Origin of the sequence: Streptomyces bullii (genome assembly GCF_042657145.1) — a bacterium.
In the GTDB taxonomy this organism is placed as follows: domain Bacteria; phylum Actinomycetota; class Actinomycetes; order Streptomycetales; family Streptomycetaceae; genus Streptomyces; species Streptomyces bullii.
Map to the genome: position 1 here is coordinate 1 of NZ_JBHSNY010000017.1, position 20,485 is coordinate 20,485.

General features: G+C 72.5%; 18 protein-coding genes and 1 pseudogene. 11 read left to right on the plus strand and 8 right to left on the minus strand.

What is annotated here, in order from left to right; all coding sequences use genetic code 11:
- Positions 1–103 precede the first annotated feature (103 nt).
- Positions 104–709 (minus strand): hypothetical protein, encoded by a 606-nt coding sequence (locus ACFPZJ_RS36465; protein ID WP_381030874.1) that lies wholly within the window; start codon positions 707–709, stop codon positions 104–106.
- 191 nt (positions 710–900) lie between these two features.
- Between ACFPZJ_RS36465 and ACFPZJ_RS36470 the strand changes: the two genes are divergently transcribed.
- The 3 genes from ACFPZJ_RS36470 to ACFPZJ_RS36480 all read left to right on the plus strand — a co-directional run bounded on the left by ACFPZJ_RS36470 (position 901) and on the right by ACFPZJ_RS36480 (position 2,026).
- On the plus strand, positions 901–1,080 hold the full coding sequence (locus ACFPZJ_RS36470; RefSeq protein ID WP_381030876.1) for a sialidase family protein: 180 nt from the start codon (positions 901–903) through the stop codon (positions 1,078–1,080).
- The gene (gene npdG, locus ACFPZJ_RS36475) at positions 1,077–1,781 is read left to right on the plus strand and encodes an NADPH-dependent F420 reductase (RefSeq protein ID WP_381030878.1); all 705 of its coding nucleotides are present in this window, start codon (positions 1,077–1,079) and stop codon (positions 1,779–1,781) included. The genes ACFPZJ_RS36470 and npdG overlap by 4 nt, the downstream gene beginning before the upstream one ends.
- 65 nt (positions 1,782–1,846) lie before the next feature.
- The gene (locus ACFPZJ_RS36480; protein ID WP_381030880.1) at positions 1,847–2,026 is read left to right on the plus strand and encodes a hypothetical protein; all 180 of its coding nucleotides are present in this window, start codon (positions 1,847–1,849) and stop codon (positions 2,024–2,026) included.
- Here ACFPZJ_RS36480 and ACFPZJ_RS36485 read toward each other — a convergent pair.
- Positions 2,016–2,816, minus strand: coding sequence for a site-2 protease family protein (locus ACFPZJ_RS36485; protein ID WP_381030882.1), 801 nt, complete (start codon positions 2,814–2,816; stop codon positions 2,016–2,018). The two genes, ACFPZJ_RS36480 and ACFPZJ_RS36485, sit on opposite strands and share 11 nt — an antisense overlap.
- A gap of 210 nt (positions 2,817–3,026) precedes the next feature.
- Here ACFPZJ_RS36485 and ACFPZJ_RS36490 point away from each other — a divergent pair, with 210 nt between their 5' ends.
- Positions 3,027–6,662, plus strand: a complete 3,636-nt coding sequence (locus tag ACFPZJ_RS36490; RefSeq protein ID WP_381030884.1) for an AfsR/SARP family transcriptional regulator — start codon at positions 3,027–3,029, stop codon at positions 6,660–6,662.
- A 13-nt stretch (positions 6,663–6,675) separates the two neighbouring features.
- Here the strand turns inward: ACFPZJ_RS36490 and ACFPZJ_RS36495 are convergent, their stop codons facing one another.
- From ACFPZJ_RS36495 to panB, 3 genes are all read right to left on the minus strand, one after another.
- Positions 6,676–7,485 carry an ABC transporter permease gene (locus ACFPZJ_RS36495; protein WP_381030886.1) on the minus strand — a complete coding sequence of 270 codons (810 nt, stop codon included), beginning with the start codon at positions 7,483–7,485 and terminating at the stop codon, positions 6,676–6,678.
- On the minus strand, positions 7,482–8,501 hold the full coding sequence (locus tag ACFPZJ_RS36500; protein WP_381030888.1) for an ATP-binding cassette domain-containing protein: 1,020 nt from the start codon (positions 8,499–8,501) through the stop codon (positions 7,482–7,484). Before ACFPZJ_RS36500 ends, ACFPZJ_RS36495 begins: the two co-directional genes overlap by 4 nt.
- A 151-nt stretch (positions 8,502–8,652) precedes the next feature.
- Complete coding sequence (gene panB / locus ACFPZJ_RS36505; RefSeq protein ID WP_381030889.1) at positions 8,653–9,528, minus strand: 3-methyl-2-oxobutanoate hydroxymethyltransferase; 876 nt, start codon at positions 9,526–9,528, stop codon at positions 8,653–8,655.
- Positions 9,529–9,738: 210 nt separating this feature from the next.
- Between panB and ACFPZJ_RS36510 the strand changes: the two genes are divergently transcribed.
- From ACFPZJ_RS36510 to ACFPZJ_RS36530, 5 genes and pseudogenes are all read left to right on the plus strand, one after another.
- Positions 9,739–11,334, plus strand: coding sequence for an MFS transporter (locus ACFPZJ_RS36510; RefSeq protein ID WP_381030891.1), 1,596 nt, complete (start codon positions 9,739–9,741; stop codon positions 11,332–11,334).
- 42 nt (positions 11,335–11,376) lie between these two features.
- Positions 11,377–12,027 (plus strand): TetR/AcrR family transcriptional regulator, encoded by a 651-nt coding sequence (locus ACFPZJ_RS36515; protein ID WP_381030893.1) that lies wholly within the window; start codon positions 11,377–11,379, stop codon positions 12,025–12,027.
- 176 nt (positions 12,028–12,203) lie between these two features.
- Positions 12,204–13,256 carry an endonuclease/exonuclease/phosphatase family protein gene (locus ACFPZJ_RS36520; RefSeq protein ID WP_381030895.1) on the plus strand — a complete coding sequence of 351 codons (1,053 nt, stop codon included), beginning with the start codon at positions 12,204–12,206 and terminating at the stop codon, positions 13,254–13,256.
- Between the two features lie 144 nt (positions 13,257–13,400).
- Positions 13,401–14,621 carry an MFS transporter gene (locus tag ACFPZJ_RS36525; RefSeq protein ID WP_381030897.1) on the plus strand — a complete coding sequence of 407 codons (1,221 nt, stop codon included), beginning with the start codon at positions 13,401–13,403 and terminating at the stop codon, positions 14,619–14,621.
- A gap of 263 nt (positions 14,622–14,884) precedes the next feature.
- Positions 14,885–15,385: pseudogene (locus ACFPZJ_RS36530) on the plus strand (tetratricopeptide repeat protein).
- 56 nt (positions 15,386–15,441) lie between these two features.
- On the opposite strand, the gene ACFPZJ_RS36535 reads toward ACFPZJ_RS36530, so the two are convergent.
- Positions 15,442–16,095, minus strand: coding sequence for a MerR family transcriptional regulator (locus ACFPZJ_RS36535; protein WP_381030899.1), 654 nt, complete (start codon positions 16,093–16,095; stop codon positions 15,442–15,444).
- A 281-nt stretch (positions 16,096–16,376) separates the two neighbouring features.
- On the opposite strand from ACFPZJ_RS36535, the gene ACFPZJ_RS36540 reads away from it, so the two are divergent.
- Both ACFPZJ_RS36540 and ACFPZJ_RS36545 read left to right on the plus strand, forming a co-directional pair.
- Entirely contained in the window at positions 16,377–17,300 is a 924-nt protein-coding gene (locus ACFPZJ_RS36540) for a hypothetical protein (protein WP_381031012.1), read from the plus strand.
- Entirely contained in the window at positions 17,297–17,791 is a 495-nt protein-coding gene (locus ACFPZJ_RS36545) for an ABA4-like family protein (protein ID WP_381030901.1), read from the plus strand. The genes ACFPZJ_RS36540 and ACFPZJ_RS36545 overlap by 4 nt, the downstream gene beginning before the upstream one ends.
- A gap of 112 nt (positions 17,792–17,903) precedes the next feature.
- On the opposite strand, the gene ACFPZJ_RS36550 is transcribed toward ACFPZJ_RS36545, so the two are convergent.
- Positions 17,904–18,644 carry a VOC family protein gene (locus ACFPZJ_RS36550; protein ID WP_381030903.1) on the minus strand — a complete coding sequence of 247 codons (741 nt, stop codon included), beginning with the start codon at positions 18,642–18,644 and terminating at the stop codon, positions 17,904–17,906.
- Positions 18,645–18,777: 133 nt separating this feature from the next.
- A complete protein-coding gene (locus tag ACFPZJ_RS36555; protein WP_381030905.1) occupies positions 18,778–20,139 on the minus strand; it encodes a glutamine synthetase family protein in 1,362 nt (453 codons plus the stop codon).
- Positions 20,140–20,485 lie beyond the last annotated feature (346 nt).

Here is a 20,485-nt window from a genome sequence, read left to right on the forward strand (position 1 = left end):
GCCGCAGCCGCAGCCGCAGCCGCAGCCGCAGCCGCAGCCGCAGCCGCAGCGCTGCGGCTGCCGGCGCGGGCCGGGTGCGGCTACCCCCGCGGGCGGCGGGCGGCTACCAGCGGGCCGGTGGCGGTGCCGTCAGTGACTCCGCCAGCCGGGACAGCCCGTCCCGGAAACGCCGCCGCACCCTCGGGGCGGACGGCACCGCGTTCTCCCCGGCCGCCGCACTGACCAGGTGCTGCACGGTGTCCAGGTCCAGCTCGGAGCCGTCCGGCACGGCCAGCGTCTCGTGGGCCATCGCCGTCAGCTCCCCCTCCCCGGGGCCGAGCGCCAGCACCGTCGCCCCGCCCCGCCGGGCGTCGTACACCCGCTCCAGCAGCGGAGCGCCCGGCCCCCGCGGCGCCACCACGAGCAGCGTCTCCCCGCGCCGTGCCGCCGCCAGCCGCCCCGGCCCGACCGCCAGGTGCGCCGGGTCCGAGGGGCGCGCGTCATGCCGTACGAGGGTCGGGGCCAGCTCCGGCGTGCCCGACCACGCGGCCTCGTCCACCAGGTGCGCCGCCAGATGCCACGGCTCGTACTCCTCCGTGCCCACCAGCAGCAGCCCGCCCCCGTGCGACACCACCGACCCCCGCAGCACCCCCGCGAACCGCCGCGTGGCACCCAACCACTCGGTCCCGGCGAGCACTTCCCTCAGCAACGCGACCCGTACGGCATCCATACGACCGCATCCTGCCCCAACCGGTCACGCGCGACGTGGAGTTCACCCCGCATTCGCCCGACTCGGGCAAGGCGCCGGATCACCCGTACCGCCGTCGAACGTCCTGAGGAGCCGGCGCCGACCCCGGTTTCCGCTCCGATGACGGTCCGCGCCGCCACCGACGCGGCACCACCTGACGCCCGGTGCACACCGTGAACGGCCCACCCGCCGCGTACCGCGACCTCGTACGGATCGGCGCGGACACCGTGGGGCTGTCGTACGAGACCGGTGACTTCAGCGCCTACGAGACGATCGGCTTCCGGCGGGTGTCCGTGAGCCGGCTCACCCGGTCCGGTGAGGGCGCCGGAGCGGACGTAGGGTCGTGTTCATGACCTCTACCGACAGTGCACAGAAGGCTCCCGCCAAGGACCCCTGGGACCTGCCCGACGTCTCCGGGCTCGTCGTCGGCGTGCTCGGCGGGACCGGACCGCAGGGCAAGGGCCTTGCCTACCGGCTCGCCAAGGCCGGCCAGAAGGTGATCATCGGCTCCCGGGCGGCGGAGCGCGCCCGGGCCGCCGCCGAGGAGCTCGGGCACGGTATCGAGGGCGCCGACAACGCCGAGTGCGCCCGCCGCAGCGACGTGGTGATCGTCGCCGTGCCGTGGGACGGGCACGGCAAGACCCTGGAGTCCCTGCGTGAGGAGCTGGCGGGCAAGCTCGTCGTCGACTGCGTCAACCCCCTCGGCTTCGACAAGAAGGGCGCCTACGCGCTGAAGCCGGAGGAGGGCAGCGCCGCCGAGCAGGCCGCGGCCCTGCTGCCGGAGTCCCGGGTCACCGCCGCCTTCCACCACCTGTCGGCCGTCCTGCTCCAGGACCCGGAGATCGACGAGATCGACACCGACGTGATGGTGCTCGGCGAGGTGCGGGCCGACGTGGAGATCGTCCAGGCCCTGGCCGGCCGCATCCCCGGCATGCGCGGCATCTTCGCCGGGCGGCTGCGCAACGCCCACCAGGTGGAGTCGCTGGTCGCGAACCTGATCTCCGTCAACCGCCGCTACAAGGCGCACGCGGGGCTCCGCGTCACGGACGTCTGAGCCGATGGGGGACACTGGACGGCACCAGCAGTGCCGGAAGTGTCCCCCGACAGGAGCCCACCACGATGCCCCGCCTCGCCCTCTACGCCCTGATCGTCTGCGTCCTCTCGGTGGCCGCGGCCGTCGTCTCCTTCGTGCAGGGCAGCTGGCTGGGCATCGTCTGGGTGCTGCTGGCCGGGCTGTCGTCCAACATGACCTGGTATTACGTCAAGCGCGGCAGGTCCGGCAGGTCCGTCACCCGCTGACCGAGCAGAACTCGTTGGTGCCCTGCCAGAAGCGGAACAGCTCGTACCCGCAGTAGGTGTCCAACTCGTGGATGCCCAGGGAGCTCAGCACCGAGTCGATCACGTCGAAGAACACGCTGTTCACCGACGGCACCCACAGCAGCGCGAACACGAAGAGCAGACCGAACGGGGCGAACGGCTCCACCTGGCGCCGGATGCCGTACGACAGCCACGGCTCGATGACGCCGTAGCCGTCCAGACCGGGCACCGGCAGGAAGTTCAGGATCGCGGCCGTCACCTGGAGCAGGGCCAGGAAGGCCAGCGCGAACCGGAAGTCGGCCGGCACGCCGTCCAGCGCGTCGAGCCAGAATGGGGCCGTGCACACGACCGCGAACAGCACGTTCGTCAGCGGGCCCGCCGCCGAGATCAGGCTGTGCCGCCACCGCCCCCGGATCCGTCCGCGCTCGATGAAGACGGCCCCGCCGGGCAGCCCGATGCCGCCCATGATCACGAAGACGACCGGGAGCACGATGCTCAGCAGCGCGTGCGTGTACTTCAGCGGATTGAGCGTGAGGTAGCCCTTCGCGCCGACCGAGATGTCCCCGCTGTGCAGGGCGGTCCGCGCGTGCGCGTACTCGTGCAGACACAGGGAGACGATCCAGGCGGCCGTCACGAAGAGGAACACGGCCACACCGGGCTGCGCGGCGAAGCCGGTCCAGGTCGCCCATCCGGTGACCGCCGTGATGGCCAGGATGCCGACGAACACGGGGCTGATCCGCCGGTCACTGTGGCGGGTGGTGGCGGTGGTCATCGGGCTCCCTGGACTCTGGTGCAGTGCTCGGACGTGTGAGCGGACATGGCGGACTGCCCGACCGTACCGGGCACAGGGGGAAAACGTCTCGCGCGGGGCCGTGGGTTCCGGAGAGGGTGGGCGCACGGGGGCTCGGTCCTTCGGGCACCGCCGGCCGTGACACCGGGCACGCGCCACGCCCCGGTCCCCCCGGCCGACTCCCTGGAGACAATGGACCCCGTGCGCTACCGCATCCTCGGCACCACCCAGGCCCTCCGCGCCGACGGCACCGTCCTGCCCGTCGGCGGGGCACGGCTGCGCGCCCTGCTGACGGTGCTCGCCCTGCGGGCCGGCCGGACCGTACCCGCGAACCTCCTGGTCGACGAGGTGTGGGGCGGCGCCCCGCCCGCCGACGCGCCCGGGGCGCTGCAGGCGCTGGTCGGACGGCTGCGCCGGGCGCTCGGCGCGCACGCGGTCGCCTCGGCCCAGGGCGGCTACCGCCTCACCGCCACGCCCGACGAGGTCGACCTGCACCGGTTCGAGCGGCTGGTCGGCGAGGGCCTGTGCGCGCTGTCCGACGCCGACCCCGAAAAGGCGGCCGTCGTCCTGGACGACGCCCTCGCCCTGTGGCACGGCCCAGCCCTCGCCGACCTCCCCGACCGCACCGCCGAGGCGGCCCGCTGGGAGACCCGCCGCCTGGACGCGCTGCGCGCCCGCCACACCGCCGCCCTCGCCCTCGGCCACGCCGAACGGTCCCTGCCCGAGCTGACCGCCCTGTGCGACAGCCACCCCCTCGACGAACCCCTCCAGGCCCTCCGGCTGCGCGCCCTGCGCGACGCGGGCCGCACCGCCGAGGCACTGGCCGCGTACGAGGGCGTACGACGCCTCCTGGTGACCCGTCTGGGCACGGACCCGGGCCCGGAGCTGCGTGCCCTGCACACGGAGTTGCTGAACCCCGCGGAGCGCCGGCCGGACCGCCCCCGGAGAGGGGGAGGCGTCTCGGGGACGAGCGGCACGGGAACCGCGGGCATGCCCGTGGGGGTGGCCGGCCCCGCGAGGCCCGGCGGGCCGGGCGGGCCGGGTGCAGCGGCCGGGTTCGGCGCAGCCGATGAGCCGGGCGCGGCCGTGCGTCCCACCCGGCCGGGCATCAGCCCTGCGAGCCCCGACGGCGGAGCAGCACCGGGAGCCGCACAGCACCGCGCCCCCACCCATCTGCCGGCCACCGGCCCGGCCGACCCGCCGGGCGCCACCGGACCCGCCACGACACCGACGGCCCCCACCGCCCTCTCCCACGCCCCCGCGTCGGCGCGCCCCGCCCCCGCACACCCCCCGGCAGCCCCGCCGCCACCCCCGCCCCCCGGCAACCTGCGCGCCCGTCTGACCTCCTTCGTCGGCCGGGAGGCCGACATCGAGGCCATCCGGGCGGACCTGGCGGCTGCGCGGCTGGTCACGCTGCTCGGGCCCGGCGGGGCCGGGAAGACGCGGCTGTCGCAGGAGGCCGCCGAGACCGTCCGGCACGCCACACCGGACGGTGTGTGGCTCGCCGAGCTCGCGCCGGTCGACGACCCCGGTGCCGTACCGGAGGCCGTGCTCACCGCCGTGGGTGCCCGCGAGACCGTGCTGTACGGCGCCGGCGCCGAGGGCATGCGGGCCGCCGTCGCCGACCGGCGCGACGACCCCGTCGAACGGCTCGCCGAGCACTGCGGCAGGCGCCGGATGCTGCTGATCCTCGACAACTGCGAGCACGTCGTCGACGCGGCCGCCCGGCTCGTCGAGGAGTTGCTGGCCCGCTGTCCGGGCCTGACCGTGCTCGCCACCAGCCGTGCCCCCCTCGGCGTACCGGGGGAGGTGCTGCGGCCGGTGGAGCCGCTGCCCGAACCGGTCGCGCTGCGGCTGCTCGCCGACCGGGGCGCGGCCGCCCGCCCCGGCTTCCGGATCGACGCCGACGAGACCACCGCGGCGGCCTGCGCCGAGATCTGCCGCCGCCTGGACGGCCTGCCCCTGGCCATCGAACTCGCGGCGGCGCGGCTGCGGATGCTCACACCGCGCCAGATCGCCGACCGGCTCGACGACCGCTTCCGTCTGCTCACCTCCGGCAGCCGTACCGTCCTGCCCCGCCAGCAGACCCTGCGGGCCGTCGTCGACTGGTCCTGGGACCTCCTCGACGAGGACGAACGGGACGTACTGCGGCGGCTGTCGGTCTTCGCGGGCGGCTGCGACCTCGACGCCGCCGAGGCCGTGTGCGGGCCCGCCGCCTTTCAGGCGCTCGGCTCGCTCGTCGACAAGTCCCTCGTGGTCGCCGCCCCGGCCGGCGACGGCGAGATGCGCTACCGGCTGCTGGAGACCGTCGCCGAGTACGCCGCCGAACGCCTGGACGAGGCCGGGCAGCGCAAGCGCGTGGAACGCGCCCACCTGACGTACTACCGTGAAGTCGCCCGCACCACCGACCCGTTGCTGCGCGGCCCGGACCAGCTCGCCGCCATCGAGCGGCTGGAGCGGGAGTACGAGAATCTGCGCACCGCGCTGCGCCACGCCGTGGCCCGGCGCGACGAGCAGGAAGGGCTGTGCCTGGTGCTGTCGCTGGCCTGGTACTGGCAGACGCGCGACCTGCGCATCGAGGCCCGTCACTGGTGCCGCGAGGTCATGGACCTCGGCCCCGACCCGTTCACCGAGCCGGTCCGCCGCGCCGCCCCGGTGGAGGAGAGGTGCACGTCCGCACCGCCCCCGCTGACCGGCGAGGTCCTCTGGGAGGCGCGGCGCGGCGTGCACCTGGTGCACCTCGCCTGCATGGACACCGAGCTGGACAGCTGGCAGACCCCGGCGGCCCGGCAGAAGCTCCGCGCGATCGTCGGCACCTACGAGCCCGGTCTGCCGCAGATCTGCCGGCCGCCGGGCATGTTCTGGCTCTTCGCCGTGCTGCTGACGGGCGACATGGACCGGCTGCGCCAGGTCGTCGACGCGGCCGTCCGCACCAGCCGGGAGACACCGGGATACGAGTGGGAGCTGGCCAGCGCTCTGCAGGCCCGCGCCAACTTCCTCGCCAACGACGTCGACCGGGTGGGCGACGCGAGCCGGGACGCCGACGAGGCGCTGGAGATCTACCGGCGCTTCGGGGACGCCTGGGGCACCGCCGAGGCGCTCGCGGCGCGCGCCGAGGCCCGCGAGCGCAGGGGCGAGTACGGCGCGGCGGCGGCCGACTTCGAGGCGGCGATCGAGCACGCCGAACGGCTCGGCGCACACGCCCAGGTGGCCGTGCTCCGGGCCCGTCTGGGCAGCGCGCTGCTGGAGGCAGGGGACACCGAGCGCGGCGAGTGGCTGCTGCGCGACGTGATCGCCGGGACGGACTCCGGGCACAACGAGGCCCTGCCCGCCGCCCGGCTGTTCCTCGCGGGCCGGCTCGGCATGACCGGCCGGACCGCCGAGGCCCGCGAGCAACTGCGGCTGCTGCGCAAGGAGTTCCGTATCGCGCACTACGTCGTCTTCGACGCGTTCATCCTCGGCTCGGAGGGCTGGCTGGACGCGCTCGACGGCCGCAACGAGGAGTGTCTGGACACGATGCGCAAGGCGCTGGGGCACACCGCCGATCCCCTGTGCGCGGCCATCGCGCCGCACATGCGCTCCGCGTACCTGACCGTCGCCTCCCTGGCCCTCGCCGCCCTCGGCGGGGAGCGCGCCCGGGACGCAGCCCGCTGCCTCGGCGCCGCCGACGTGCTGCTGCCGCCCGGCCATGTCGCCGGGCGGCAGGAACGCGAAGCGCGCGCGAGCGCCGTACGCCGGGCCCGGGAGGCGCTCGGCGACGCGGTGTACCGGGCCGCGTACGCGGAAGGCGGCGGCCTCTCCCCCGAGGAGGCCGTCGCCCTCGTCTGACGCGCGCGGGCGGTCAGTTCTTCGTACGGAACTTGTGGACGGCGATCGGCGCCATCACCGCCGTGATCGCCACCGACCAGGCCAGCGTCACCCACAGGGCGTGGGCGACCGGGCCGCCCACCATCAGTCCGCGGGCGGCGTCCGCGAGCGCCGACAGCGGGTTGTAGTCGGTGAAGTTCTGCAGCCAGTTGGGCATCGAAGCGGTCGGTGCGAAGATCGACGAGCCGAACTGGAGCGGCACCAGCACCAGGAAGCCCATCGCCTGCACGGACTGGGCGTTCTTCATCACCACTCCGAGGGTGATGAACACCCACATCAGGGCCGTGCCGAACACCGCGGCGAGGCCCACGGCGGCCAGCAGTCCCGTCCAGTTCTCGATGTCGAAGCCCACGAGCACGCCCACGACCAGCATGATCGTCGTCGCGATGAACATCCGGAACAGTTCCACGGCGATCTTCGCGAACAGCACCGAGCCGCGGCCGATCGGCAGGGACCTGAAGCGGTCCATCACACCGGTGTTGAAGTCCTGGTTGAACCCGGTGCCCACCCCCATGGCCATGTTCATGCCCATCATGGCCATCAGGCCGGGCACGACGTACTGCACGTACGCCTCCTGTCCGCCGCCCAGCGCCTGCCCGATGGAGCCGCCGAAGACGTAGACGAACAGCAGCGTGAAGACGACGGGGAACAGCACGGCGTCGAACATCGACTCCGGGTCCTGCCGGATCCACAGCAGATTGCGGCGGACGAGCGCACCGGTGTGGCGCAGATGCCCCCTCAGCGGAATACGGGCGTCCGTGGTCGTCACGGCGGTGGCACTCATACGGCGACCTCCTGGAGGTCGTCGGCGGGTACGGCGTCCTGCGGGGCACTGGCGCGGTGGCCGGTCAGGGACAGGAACACCTCGTCCAGACTGGGCAGTTCGGTGGTGACGGCGGCGAGGGTGATGCCGCGCTCGGTGACCGCGCCGAGCACCGCGGTCAGCTGCTCGTCGCTGAGGATCGGCACCAGGACGGCACCCCGGTCGGTGTCCACGGTCGTGGTCGCCAGTCCGGTGATGCCCAGGTCGTCCAGGGCGGCGGCGAGCGGCCGCAACTGCGCCGGATCGGCGGGCCGGATCCGCAGCGTCCGCCCTCCGACCTTCGCCTTCAGCTCCTCGATGCCGCCGTTCGCGATGACCTTGCCGCGGTCGACGACCGTCAGCTCGGAGGCGAGCTGCTCGGCCTCCTCCATGTACTGCGTGGTCAGCAGCACGGTCACACCGTCCCCGACCATCCGCTTGACCTCCTCCCACACCTCGTTGCGAGTGCGCGGGTCCAGTCCGGTCGTGGGCTCGTCGAGGTACAGCACGACGGGCCAGCCGATCATCGAGGCGGCCAGGTCGAGCCGCCGCCGCATACCACCGGAGTAGGTGCGCGCCGGCCGCTTGGCGGCCTCGGTGAGGGAGAACCGTTCCAGCAGTTCGTCGGCCCGGGCCCGCGCCTCCTTGCGGGACAGGTCGAGCAGCCGCCCGATCAGGTACAGGTTCTCCCACCCCGGGAGCTTCTCGTCGACGGAGGCGTACTGCCCGGTGAGCCCCATCACCCGTCGCAGCTGCCGCGGCTGCCGTACGACGTCGTAACCGGCGACGACCGCCTGCCCGGCGTCGGGGGCCAGGAGCGTCGACAGGATCCGCACGAGGGTGGTCTTCCCGGCGCCGTTCGGCCCGAGCACCCCCATCACGGTGCCCTCCCGCACCTCCAGGTCGACCCCGTCCAGCGCCTTCGTCTCGCCGTAATGCTTGACCAGCCCCCGCACGGTCACGGCGGAACCGCCGGGGTTCTTGTCGATTCGCGTCATGCCACGACGGTGTCAGCCCCCACCGACAAACCACCGGCAAGCCGCCGACAGATGACCGACAGCTCGTTGGCAGCCGCCCGCGCGCCACCGGCACACGCGACAGCCCCGCCGACGGGGGACGATCGGCGGGGCTGTCTGGTACCGCAGTGGCTCAGTGGACGGAGTGCTCCTCCTGCGGGAACGTTCCACCGACGACGTCCTCGGCGAACGCCCGCACCGCGCCGCTCATGACCTCGCGCAGATCGGCGTACTGCTTCACGAACTTCGGCACCCGCCCGGGGGTCAGCCCCAGCATGTCGGTCCACACGAGCACCTGCGCGTCCGTCTGCGCCCCCGCGCCGATCCCGACCGTCGGGATGTGCAGGGTCCGCGTGACCTCGGCCGCCAGCTCCGCCGGCACCAGCTCCAGCACCACGGCGAACGCGCCGGCGTCCTGCACGGCCTTGGCGTCCCGCAGCAACTGCTGGGCCGCCTCCTCGCCGCGCCCCTGCACCCGGTAGCCCATGGCGTTCACGGACTGCGGGGTCAGGCCGATGTGGGCCATCACCGGGATGCCGGACTCCACGAGCAGCCGGATCTGCTCGTGCGACCGCTCACCGCCCTCCAGCTTCACGGCCTGCACCCCGGCCTCCTTCACCAGCCGGGTCGCCGAGCGCAGCGCCTGCACCGGCCCCTCCTGGTACGAGCCGAAGGGCAGGTCGCCCACGACCAGGGAGCGCCTGGTGCCGCGTACCACCGCGGCGGACAGCAGGGTCATCTCGTCGAGGGTGACGGGCACGGTGGTGTCGTACCCGAGGTGGCAGTTGCCCGCGGAGTCGCCGACGAGGATCACCGGGATACCGGCCTCGTCGAAGACGGACGCGGTCATCGCGTCGTACGCGGTGAGCATGGGCCACTTCTCGCCGCGCTCCTTGGCGGCGGCGATGTCGCGCACGGTGACTCGGCGGGTGCTCTTGCCCCCGTACAGCGCCCTGGTGCCGTCGGAGGACTTCTGCTGCGCGGACTGGGCAGCCGAAAGCTGCGTCATTGCGTCGGCTCCTAACACGTCATCTCGAGGCGCCCTGACGGCGTCCCCGGACCACGTCCATGGTGGCACCTCGTGCCACCGACGGCTAGGGGACCCTCGTCACGCCGAAACCGGCGCGCGTGCGGCGCCGCGGAAACCGGATGCAAGAAGCGGGTAAGGGAATTCCAATACGGAACGGTCTCGTATCGTAAATCGTCTAGGCTCGCCCACATGACAACTCCTGCCGACCGCGCGGACCGCGGCTCCCGGGTGCCGGAAGCCGTGCACCGGCGCCGCTGGGCGATCCTCGGCGTGCTGATGCTGAGCCTGCTGATCGTCGTGCTGGACAACTCGATCCTCAACGTCGCCGTCAAGACGATCTCCACACCCGCCCCGACCGGTCTCGGCGCCACTCAGAGCGAGCTGGAGTGGGCCATCAACGCCTACACCCTCGTCTTCGCGGGCCTGTTGTTCAGCGCGGGGCTGCTGGGCGACCGGCTGGGGCGCAAGAAGGTGCTGCTCGGCGGGCTCGCCGTGTTCGGCGCCGGCTCCGCGCTCGCCGCCTTCTCCGGCTCGCCCGGCGAGCTGATCGGCTTCCGCGCGGTCATGGGCCTCGGTGCCGCGTTCGTCATGCCGGCCACCCTCGCCGTCCTGATGAACGTCTTCGAGCGCGAGGAGCAGCCCAAGGCCATCGGCATCTGGGCCGGCGGCGTCGGCCTGGCCATCGCCATCGGCCCGATCACCGGCGGTGTTCTCCTGGACCACTTCTGGTGGGGCTCGGTCTTCCTGGTCAACGTGCCGATCGTGCTGCTCGCGCTCGCGCTGATGCTGTGGCTGGTGCCCGACTCGCGCGACCCGAACCCGGGCCGGATCGATCCCGTCGGCGTCGTGCTGTCCGTCGTCGGCCTGGTCCTGATCGTCTACGGCATCATCAGGGGCGGCGAACTGGCCGACTTCACCGACCCGGCCGTGCCGGCGGCGATCGGCGCCGGGCTCGCCGTCCTCGTGCTCTTCGTGGTGCACGAGAAGCGCAGCGACCACCCCTCCCTCGACGTCACCTACTTCCGGAACAAGGTCTTCTCGGCGGCGATCGCCGCCATCGCGCTCGTCTTCTTCGCGCTGATGGGCGTCACCTTCTTCTCGGTCTTCTACACGCAGAGCGTGCGCGGCTACTCGCCGCTGCAGACCGGTCTGCTGATGCTGCCGCTGGCCGCCGCCCAGATGATCTTCGCCCCGCGTGCCCGGCTGCTCGTCGACCGTTTCGGCAACCGAGCCACGACCACCGCCGGCATGCTGGTCATCGCCGCGATGCTGGCCGCCTTCGCCACGCTGGACGCCGACACGCCGATCTGGGTCCTGGAGGTGATCTTCTTCCTCATGGGCACGGGCATGGCGCACATCATGACGCCGGTCAGCGTCGTCATCATGCAGGCCCTGCCCCGCGAGAAGGCCGGCTCGGCCTCCGCGCTCAGCAACACCTTCCGGCAGGTCGGCGGCGCCCTCGGCATCGCCGTCCTCGGATCGGTGCTGTCCGCCGCGTACCGTACGGGCATCGAGGACCGGCTCGGCGCGCTGCCCGCCGGCCTGCGCCACGCCGCCGGCGAGTCCATCGAGGCCACCCTGGGCGTCGCCGACCGGCTCGGCCCGCGGGGCAGGTCCCTCGTCGAACCCGCCTACGATGCCTTCCTGCACGCCATGCACGTCACCGCCCTGTGGGGCGCGGGCGTGGCCCTGTTCGGCGCGCTGGTGGTGGCCCTCTTCCTGCCGGGGAAGCCGCCCCGGCCCGACAGGCGCGACGAGGAGGCAGAGTGGGTGACGGCGGAGTAGCCGCCGGTCCAACAGCCCCGGCCCGTGAAAGGACGCAGTGACGTGAGCCTCGCCGACAGCCGCCCCCGGCAGGACGGTCCCACCCGGGGCCGCCCCCGCAGTGAGGCCGTGGAACGCGCCATCCTCGACGGCGTCATGCGGCTCCTGGAGGAGGGCGTGTCCCTCGCGGAGCTGTCCATCGAGCGCATCGCCCGCACCGCCGGCGTCGGCAAGGCCACCATCTACCGCCGCTGGAGCGGCAAGGAGGAGCTCTTCGTCGACGTCCTGCGCGCCGCCGAGCCCCCGGACCCCGAACTCCCGGGCACCTCGGCGCGCGACGACCTCGTCGTCCTGCTGGAGGCGCTGCGCCGCCGCGGCCTGGCCGACCGCTCCTCGGCGATCCTGCACAACGTGCGCACCCAGATGAAGAGCAGCCCGAAGATCTGGGCGGCGTACCACAAGACCGTCGTCGCCCCGCGCCGCAGGGTCGGCCTGGAGGTACTGCGCCGAGGCCAGGAGAACGGCGAACTGCGCCCGGACATCGACCCGGAGCTGCTGTACGACATGGTTGTCGGCCCCCTGCTCGTCCGTGCCGTCCTGCACCCGGACGCCGACCTCCCGGACGGCCTGGCCGAACAGATCGTGGACACGCTCCTCCAAGGGCTGCGGCCCGTCAGCTCACCGGTCGTCAGTTCGCCGCCGCACCAGCCCTAATGTGCGCGTTTCGTCACAGTGGGCGCTTTCCACGCCGGTGACCGGAACTCACGCGAGCGGCTCGTACGTCCTCGCCCCCGTACGGCCGTCGAGGGACGGCAGGAACGGAGCCGATCATCCCCTAGGGTCGTAGGCACGGGGGAGACGGTATGCACGGCAGGCAGTGAGGCGACGGAATGGCGCAGCAGGCATACGTGACGGAGACGGCGGGCGGCGGCTCGGGGCCCGAGCGCCGGGGAGTCCGGTTGCGAAGCCTGTTCAGCCGTCCCGCCGCGGGCCGGCGCGGCGACCCGCGCATCTGGCGGCGCGGCCTGGTCACGGCCCTGTGCGCGGTGCTGCTGGCCGTGGTCATGCTGGTCCACTCGTACATCCCCAACGCGGTCGGCAACATCGGCAGCCTGGTCGAGACCTTCCTGCCCTGGCTGGGGCTCCTCGTCCCGGTCCTGCTGCTCGTCGCCCTCGTCCGCCGGTCCGCGACCGCGCTGATCGCGGTGGTGCTGCCGGCGGTCGTGTGGCTGAACCTCTTCGGCGGCCTGCTCACCGACAAGTCGGCGACGGGCGGCGACCTCACCGTCGCCACGCACAACGTCAACGCGGACAACGCCGATCCGTCCGGCACCGCCCGCGACGTGGCCGCGTCCGGCGCGGACGTCCTGGCCCTGGAGGAGCTGCGGGCGAGCGCGGTCCCGGCGTACGAGAAGGCGCTGGCGTCGACGTACCGGTACCACTCGGTGCAGGGCACGGTCGGGCTGTGGAGCAAGTACCCGCTGAGCGACGTCCGCGCCGTCGACATCAAGCTCGGCTGGACGCGCGCGATGCGCGCCACCGTCACCACGCCGGACGGGCAGATCGCGGTGTACGTCGCCCATCTGCCGTCCGTGCGCGTGAAGATGGAGGCCGGGTTCACCGCCCGCCAGCGCGACAAGAGCGCCGACGCCCTCGGCGAGGCCATCGCCGACGAACAACTGGCGAAGGTGGTGCTGCTCGGCGACCTGAACGGCACCATGAACGACCGCGCCCTCAACGCCGTCACCTCCCAGATGCGCTCCACGCAGGGCGCGGCGGGCAACGGCTTCGGATTCAGCTGGCCGGCGACGTTCCCGATGGCGCGGATCGACCAGATCCTGGTCCGGGGGATCGAGCCGGAGAGCTCGTGGACCCTTCCGCAGACGGGCAGCGACCATCTGCCGGTCGCGGCGCGTGTGAAGGTCACCACATCCGGCTCCTGAAAACCGCAGGTCAGCAACTTCTCGTCACCTTCCGGCCAGCAGGGCGTCACGCGCCGGAATACCGCGCCTGAGAGACTTTGTTCCGTACTTGAACATACGTCGTACGGATCACCACCCCCGAAAGTCTCGAAAGGCTGGCTCTTCATGCCCCTGGCCCTGCTCGCCCTGGCCGTGGGTGCCTTCGGCATCGGTACCACCGAGTTCGTGATGATGGGGCTGCTCCCCGAAGTCGCGGACGACCTGAACATCTCGATCCCCACCGCCGGCCATCTGGTGTCGGCGTACGCCCTCGGCGTCGTCATCGGCGCCCCGCTGCTCGCCGCGGCGACGGCGCGGATGTCCCGCCGCACCGTCCTGATCGCCCTGATGGGGCTCTTCGTCGTGGGCAACGCGCTGTCCGCCTTCGCCCCCGACCACCACTGGCTGCTGGCCGCCCGCTTCCTCAGCGGCCTGCCGCACGGCGCCTTCTTCGGTGTCGGCGCGGTGGTCGCCACGGCCATGGTGGCGCCCGAACGCAGGGCCCGTTCCGTCTCCCTGATGTTCCTGGGCCTGACGGTCGCCAACATCGTGGGCGTGCCGGTGGCGACCCTGATGGGCCAGCACCTCGGCTGGCGCGCGACGTTCCTCGGCGTCGGCGTCATCGGCCTCGCGGCCATCGCGTCGCTGGCCCTGCTGATCCCGCGCGACCGGGGCCGGTCTGCCGCGACGGGCCTGCGCGGCGAACTGGCCGCGCTGGCGTCGACGCCGGTGTGGCTGGCGCTGGGCACGACGGTCGCGGGCTTCGGCGCGCTCTTCGCCGCCTACAGCTACATCACCCCGATGCTCACCGACGCCGCCGGGTACGCCGACGCCAGCGTGACGCTCCTGCTGGCCCTGTTCGGCGTGGGCGCGACGGCCGGCAACCTGCTGGGCGGCCGGCTGGCCGACCACTCCCTGCGCGGCACGCTGTTCGGCGGACTGACCGCGCTGGCCGTGGTCCTGTCCCTCTTCCCGCTCCTGATGCGTACGGAGCTCACCGCCGCGCTGGCGGTCGTGCTGCTTGGCACGGCGGCCTTCGTCACCGGCTCCCCGCTCCAGCTGATGGTCATGGAGAAGGCGTCGGCGGCCCCGTCCCTGGCGTCCTCCGCCAACCAGGCCGCCTTCAACCTGGCCAACGCCGGCGGCGCCTGGATCGGCGGCCTCGCCCTGGCGGCGGGCTTCGGCGTGACGTCCCCGGCACTGGCCGGGGCGGTGCTGGCCGTGCTCGGTGTGGCGGTGGCGGCGGTGGCGTACGCGGTGGACGTGCGACACGGTGCCGCTCGGGCCGTACGGGAGCGTGTCGTCGCCGGGTACGTTCCGCGCGAGTCGGAGGAGGTGCGCCGCTGAGGGCGCCGGCGGCCTGAGCCGCTGCGCCACTGCCGGCAGGGCCCTGGGCGCACTCCCCGTTGCGCGGCCCTCCGCGGGACCGCGGCGAGTGCACGGGGTTCTGGGACGACCGGCACCGACCGGGCTCGGTTGCCGGACGCGGAGGAGCTCGCGCGGGCGCCCGGGGCGGACCGGGCCCGGTCGCCGTACGCCGGGGGCCGGGTGAGGTCCACGGACCGAGCGGCCCGCTGCCCTTGCGGCCTGCGGCCTGCGAGGATGACCGCATGAGCGAAGGCACGAGAGACGAACTCCTCGCGGCGGCTGTCCGGTTGCGCGAGCAAGGCAAGCCCGAGGAGGCCCGGAGCCGACTGCTGGCCCTCGCCGCCGCGCACCCCGAGGACGCCCGGGTGGCCTACCAGGCCGCGTGGACGCACGACGTCCTGGGCCTGGAGGCCTAAGCCGTCCCCTTCTACGAACGCGCCCTCAGCGGGGACGGGCTGTCGGCGCAGGACCGCCGGGGCGCGTACCTCGGACTCGGAAGCACCTACCGGGTGCTCGGCCGGTACCCGCAGGCCGTCACCACCCTCCGCCTCGGCCTGGAGGAGTTCCCCGGGGACGGTGCCCTGCGGACCTTCCTCGCCATGGCCTCGTACAACACCGGCGACCACCACGAAGCCATGCGCATCCTGCTGAAGCTGCTCGCCGACACCAGCGAGGACCCGCACCTACGCCTCTACCGGCGCGCCATCGAGCACTACGCCGAGGATCTCGACGCCACGGTGTGACGTTCACGCTGTGACGTTCACGAGGTGACGTGGGACGTCCACGAGGTGACGTCCGCTCACCTCGCCCTGCCCTCCGGCGGACCGTCCGTGCCGTACAGCTTCGCCGAGGCGTCCACATGGGCCAGCCTGCGCAGCGCGCTGAACACCGCCTCGCCCAGGACGGTCCCGATCACCACGCTCTCCACCATGTCGTCGACAGCCGCCCGCCGGTCCACGTAGGCGAGGTCGGCGCGGGCGACCCGCTCGGCGGCGTCGGCGTAGTCGTCGAGCACCTCGACGAACGCTCCGTGCCCCAGCCGCACCAGCGCGGCCAGGGCCTTCGACAGGTCGGCCGCCGCCGGGTTCGACGTGTGCGTCCGCCAGCCGCGCCGGGCGATGAGGTCGGTGACGATGGCCTGCGCTGCCGCCGACTCGGTGTCGTCGCGCTCGGTGTGCCCGGCGCCGAGGCGGTCCGCGGCGGCGCCGAGCACCTTGTGCAGCGGACGCGCCGGGTCGTCGACGGCCGCCAGTACGTCCGCGATGTCGGCCACCTTCATGCCGCCCACATCGAGCAGGGCGCGGATGAGGTGCAGCCGGCGCTCGTGCGCCTCGCCGTAGTTCGCCTGGTTCGGACTGGTCAACTCCCCCGGAGGCAACAGCCCTTCACGGACGTAGTACTTGATCGTCGGCACCGGCACTCCGGTCTTCCGGCTCAACTCTCCGATACGCAACGCCGGTTCACTCCCTGACCTTCGCCCTGTGCGCCGTGCCGGCCCTTGCCGACCACGCCTCCATCATAGATAGTGGCGCTATCAGATAGCGGATAGTGCCGCTATCCATACATGGGGGAGGGCTCATGTCCGCACCGGTTCCGTCGTCGCTTCCACCCGCGTCGTTTCCACCTTCATCGCTTCCGTCGTCGTCTCCTGCGCGTTCATGGTTCGCGCCGTCGCGGTGGCCCTCGCCTCCGTGGCGGTCATGGCACCGGCCGCTGGTGCTGTTCTCGGCGGCGATGGTGGTGACGGCGGTCGCGTCCGCGGTGGGACTCGTCGTCGACGACCGCGTCCTGGTCGGCGCACCGATCTGGTCCAAGCCGTTCAAGTTCGCGGTCTCGTTCGTGGCGTACTGCCTTTCCCTGGCCTGGATGCTGTCGCTGCTGCCGCGGGGCCGGCGCGTGGGCTGGTGGGCGGGGACGGTCGTGGCCCTGGCGAGCCTCGTCGAGATGCTGATCATCGTCGGGCAGGTGTTACGCGGGAAGCGCAGCCACTTCAACCACGCCACGCCCTTCGACGAGGCGCTGTTCAACGCGATGGCCGTGACGGTCGTCTTCCTGTGGCTGGGCACGCTCGCCGTGGCCGTGCTGCTGCTGCGCGCCCGTATCGCCGACCGCGCGTCCGCCTGGGCGATGCGCTGCGGCATCGTCCTGGCACTGGCCGGGGCCGCCGTCGGCTTCCTGATGACACGGCCCGCACCCGGGCAGCGGCGGGGCGTCTCCGAGGTCGTCGGCGCGCACAGCGTGGGGGTCCCGGACGGTGGCCCCGCCATGCCGCTGACCGGCTGGTCGACGACCGGTGGCGATCTGCGGATCGCGCACTTCGTCGGCATGCACGCGCTGCAACTCCTGCCGCTGCTGGTCATGGTGCTGGCCGCCCTCGCACCCCGCTTCCGCCGCCTCGCCGACGAGCGGGTACGGCTGCGCCTGGTCCTGCTCGCCTCCGGGGTGTATGCCGCCGCCTTCGCCCTGGTCCTCTGGCAGGCGCTGCGGGGTCAGCCGCTGATCCACCCGGACGGCGTGACGCTGGCAGCGGCAGGCGTCGTCCTGGCGGCCGCCGCCCTCGGAACGTACGGCTCCCTGCGCGCCCCGACCCCGGCCCCGACCCGTGTCACGGCAACCGGCGCGGCAGCCACCGACACCCCCAGGGAGTTCGCGTCATGACCGGATTCCTCTTCGAGCTCTCCTTCTGGGCGGCTGCCCCCGTCTGGCTGCTCATGATCTTCGCCCCCGGGTGGGGCCCGACCGTCCGCATCGCCAGGTCGCCCCTGACCGCGGTGCCCGTACTGCTGGTCTACCTCGCGCTCGCGGCCCCGGTGTTCCCCACCCTCTGGGCTGCGGTCAGCAGCCCGGACCTGGACACCTTCCGCGAGCTGACCGCACAGGCGAACGGCGCGGGCGCCATCTGGGCCCAGGTCATCGCCTGGGACCTCCTCATCGGCCAGTGGATGTACCTGGAGTCCAGAAGGCTCGGCCTTTCCCCCCTGCTGATGGGCCCCCTGCTGGTGCTCACGATCCTGCTGTCCCCGCTCGGTCTCCTGGTGTTCCTGGCCGCGCGCACGGCGCTGACGCGGCGCCGGGCGGGGGAGTGTGTCCGGGGGGATGAGGTCGGGGCCGGAGCCGGGGGAGCGGTGCGAGTCGAGGCGGACGGCTGAACGGGGACGGCCCTGCGAGGCCGTCAGGCCGTCCCCCTCCCGCTGTCAGCTTCCGGTTGCAGCACCGGCGGATTCCCACGGAGGGACTGCCCCATCGCGTTGATGCTGCGCGTCACGACGGGGTAAGGACGCAGAACTCGTGGCCCTCCGGGTCGGCCAGGCACGTCCACGGGACGTCGCCCTGCCCGAGGTCGAGGTCGGTGGCGCCGAGGGCCCGCAGCCGGGCCAGCTCCGCCGCTCGGTCGTCGCCGGGGTACGGCAGCAGGTCAAGATGGACGCGGTCCGGCACGGTCTTCACGTCGGGCGTGCGGAGGAACTCGAGATAAGGGCCGACACCCTCGGCGGAGCGCAACCGCGCACGACCGTCGGTCACCTCGTGCAGGGTCCAGTCCATCGCCTCGTCCCAGAACCGGGCCATGACCCGCGGATCCGAGCAGTCGACCACCACCGCGGCGATCGGCCCGGTGTCCCGGTAGATCTCCCGAGGCTCCAGCACGCAGAACTCGTTGCCCTCCGGGTCGGCGAGGACCGTCCACGGCACTTCGCCCTGGCCCACGTGGGCGGACGTCGCACCGAGAGCCCGGAGGCGCGCGACCAACTCCGCCTGATGGGCCGTGGAGGCGGTGGCGAGATCGAGGTGCACACGGTTCTTCGTGGCGGTCTTGGGTTCCGGAACGGGAACGACGTCGACGCCGACGGCGACCGGGTCCGGCCACACCAGGCCACCGACGGGGCCGACGTAGGTCGTCACACCAGGGCTGTAGGCACTCCAGCCGAGCGCCTCCGCCCAGAACCGGCCGACTGCCGAGGCGTCGAGCGCCTTGATGTTCACCTGAACCGGTCGCAGTGCCATGCCGGCGATCCTATGGTCCCGCTCACCGGTACGGCTCCGGACGGCCCAGGGCCACTGGGGCACCGTGGGGCCGACGGTCCACGACCGTCGGCCCCACCCGCCGAATCAGCGGGAAACCTGCTCTGACCTGCGCCTACAGCACCGGCAGGTTCTTCCGCAGCTCGAACGCCGTCACCTCGCTGCGGTACTCCTCCCACTCCTGGCGCTTGTTGCGCAGGAAGAAGTCGAAGACGTGTTCGCCGAGGGTCTCGGCGACCAGGTCGCTGCGTTCCATCAGGGTCAGGGCCTCGCCGAGGTTCTGGGGGAGGGGCTCGATGCCCAGGGCGCGGCGTTCGGCGTCGGAGAGGGCCCAGACGTCGTCCTCGGCGCCCGGCGGGAGTTCGTAGCCCTCCTCGATGCCCTTCAGACCGGCGGCCAGGAGCACCGCGTACGCCAGGTAGGGGTTCGCGCCCGAGTCCAGGGAGCGGACCTCGACCCGCGCCGAGCCCGTCTTGCCCGGCTTGTACATGGGGACGCGGACCAGGGCCGAGCGGTTGTTGTGGCCCCAGCAGATGTAGGAGGGGGCCTCGCCGCCGGCGCCCGCCGTGCGCTCCGTGCCGCCCCAGATGCGCTTGTAGGAGTTGACCCACTGGTTGGTGACCGCGGAGATCTCCGCCGCGTGCCGCAGCAGGCCCGCGATGAACGAGCGGCCGACCTTGGAGAGCTGGTACTCGGCGCCGGACTCGTAGAAGGCGTTGCGGTCGCCCTCGAAGAGGGAGAGGTGCGTGTGCATGCCGGAGCCCGGGTGCTCGGAGAACGGCTTCGGCATGAAGGTTGCCTGTACGCCCTGCTCCAGCGCGACCTGCTTCATGACCAGGCGGAACGTCATGATGTTGTCCGCCGTGGAGAGGGCGTCCGCGTACCGCAGGTCGATCTCCTGCTGGCCTGGCGCGCCCTCGTGGTGGGAGAACTCGACCGAGATGCCCATCGACTCCAGCATGGTGATCGCCTGGCGGCGGAAGTCCATGCCGATGTTCTGCGGGGTGTGGTCGAAGTAACCGGAGTTGTCGGCGGGGGTCGGCACGGAGCCGTCGACCGGCTTGTCCTTCAGCAGGAAGAACTCGATCTCGGGGTGCGTGTAGAAGGTGAAGCCCAGGTCGGAGGTGCGGGCCAGGGCGCGCTTGAGGACGTAGCGCGGGTCGGCGAAGGACGGGGAGCCGTCCGGCATGAGGATGTCGCAGAACATGCGGGCGGTACCGGGGGCCTCCGCGCGCCACGGCAGGATCTGGAACGTCGACGGGTCCGGCTTGGCGATCATGTCGGACTCGTAGACCCGGGCGAAGCCCTCGATGGCGGAGCCGTCGAAGCCGATGCCCTCGTCGAAGGCCTGTTCCAGTTCGGCCGGGGCCACGGCCACGGACTTCAGGAAGCCCAGCACGTCCGTGAACCACAGGCGTACGAACCGGATGTCGCGCTCCTCCAACGTCCGGAGCACGAACTCCTGCTGCTTGTCCATCTTCCGCTTCCCCATCCTTGCTGGTCAGGCCGCCTTCACTCGCGTACCACAGGAGGCGGTCGGGCACCTGGGCATCACACCACAACAGCATTTCATGCGCGTTGCGGACCTTGATCGGCCGACCGACCCCGGCCTGAACGCTGGGCGTACGGCAGGTGTACCGCTCTGCCGACCATCTTGCCTGCTCGGACTGACATTGGTAATGGCCGATCCGCGACGCCTTGCGGTACCCGGCGCCCGGGTCGGTTCGTCTCGGGGGGCAGAGCGTGGCGCCCTCGCAGTCGATCACGCCGCCGACACCCTGCAAGGCGCGCGGGCCGCCGGTCTGGACCCGCCCGCGACGGCG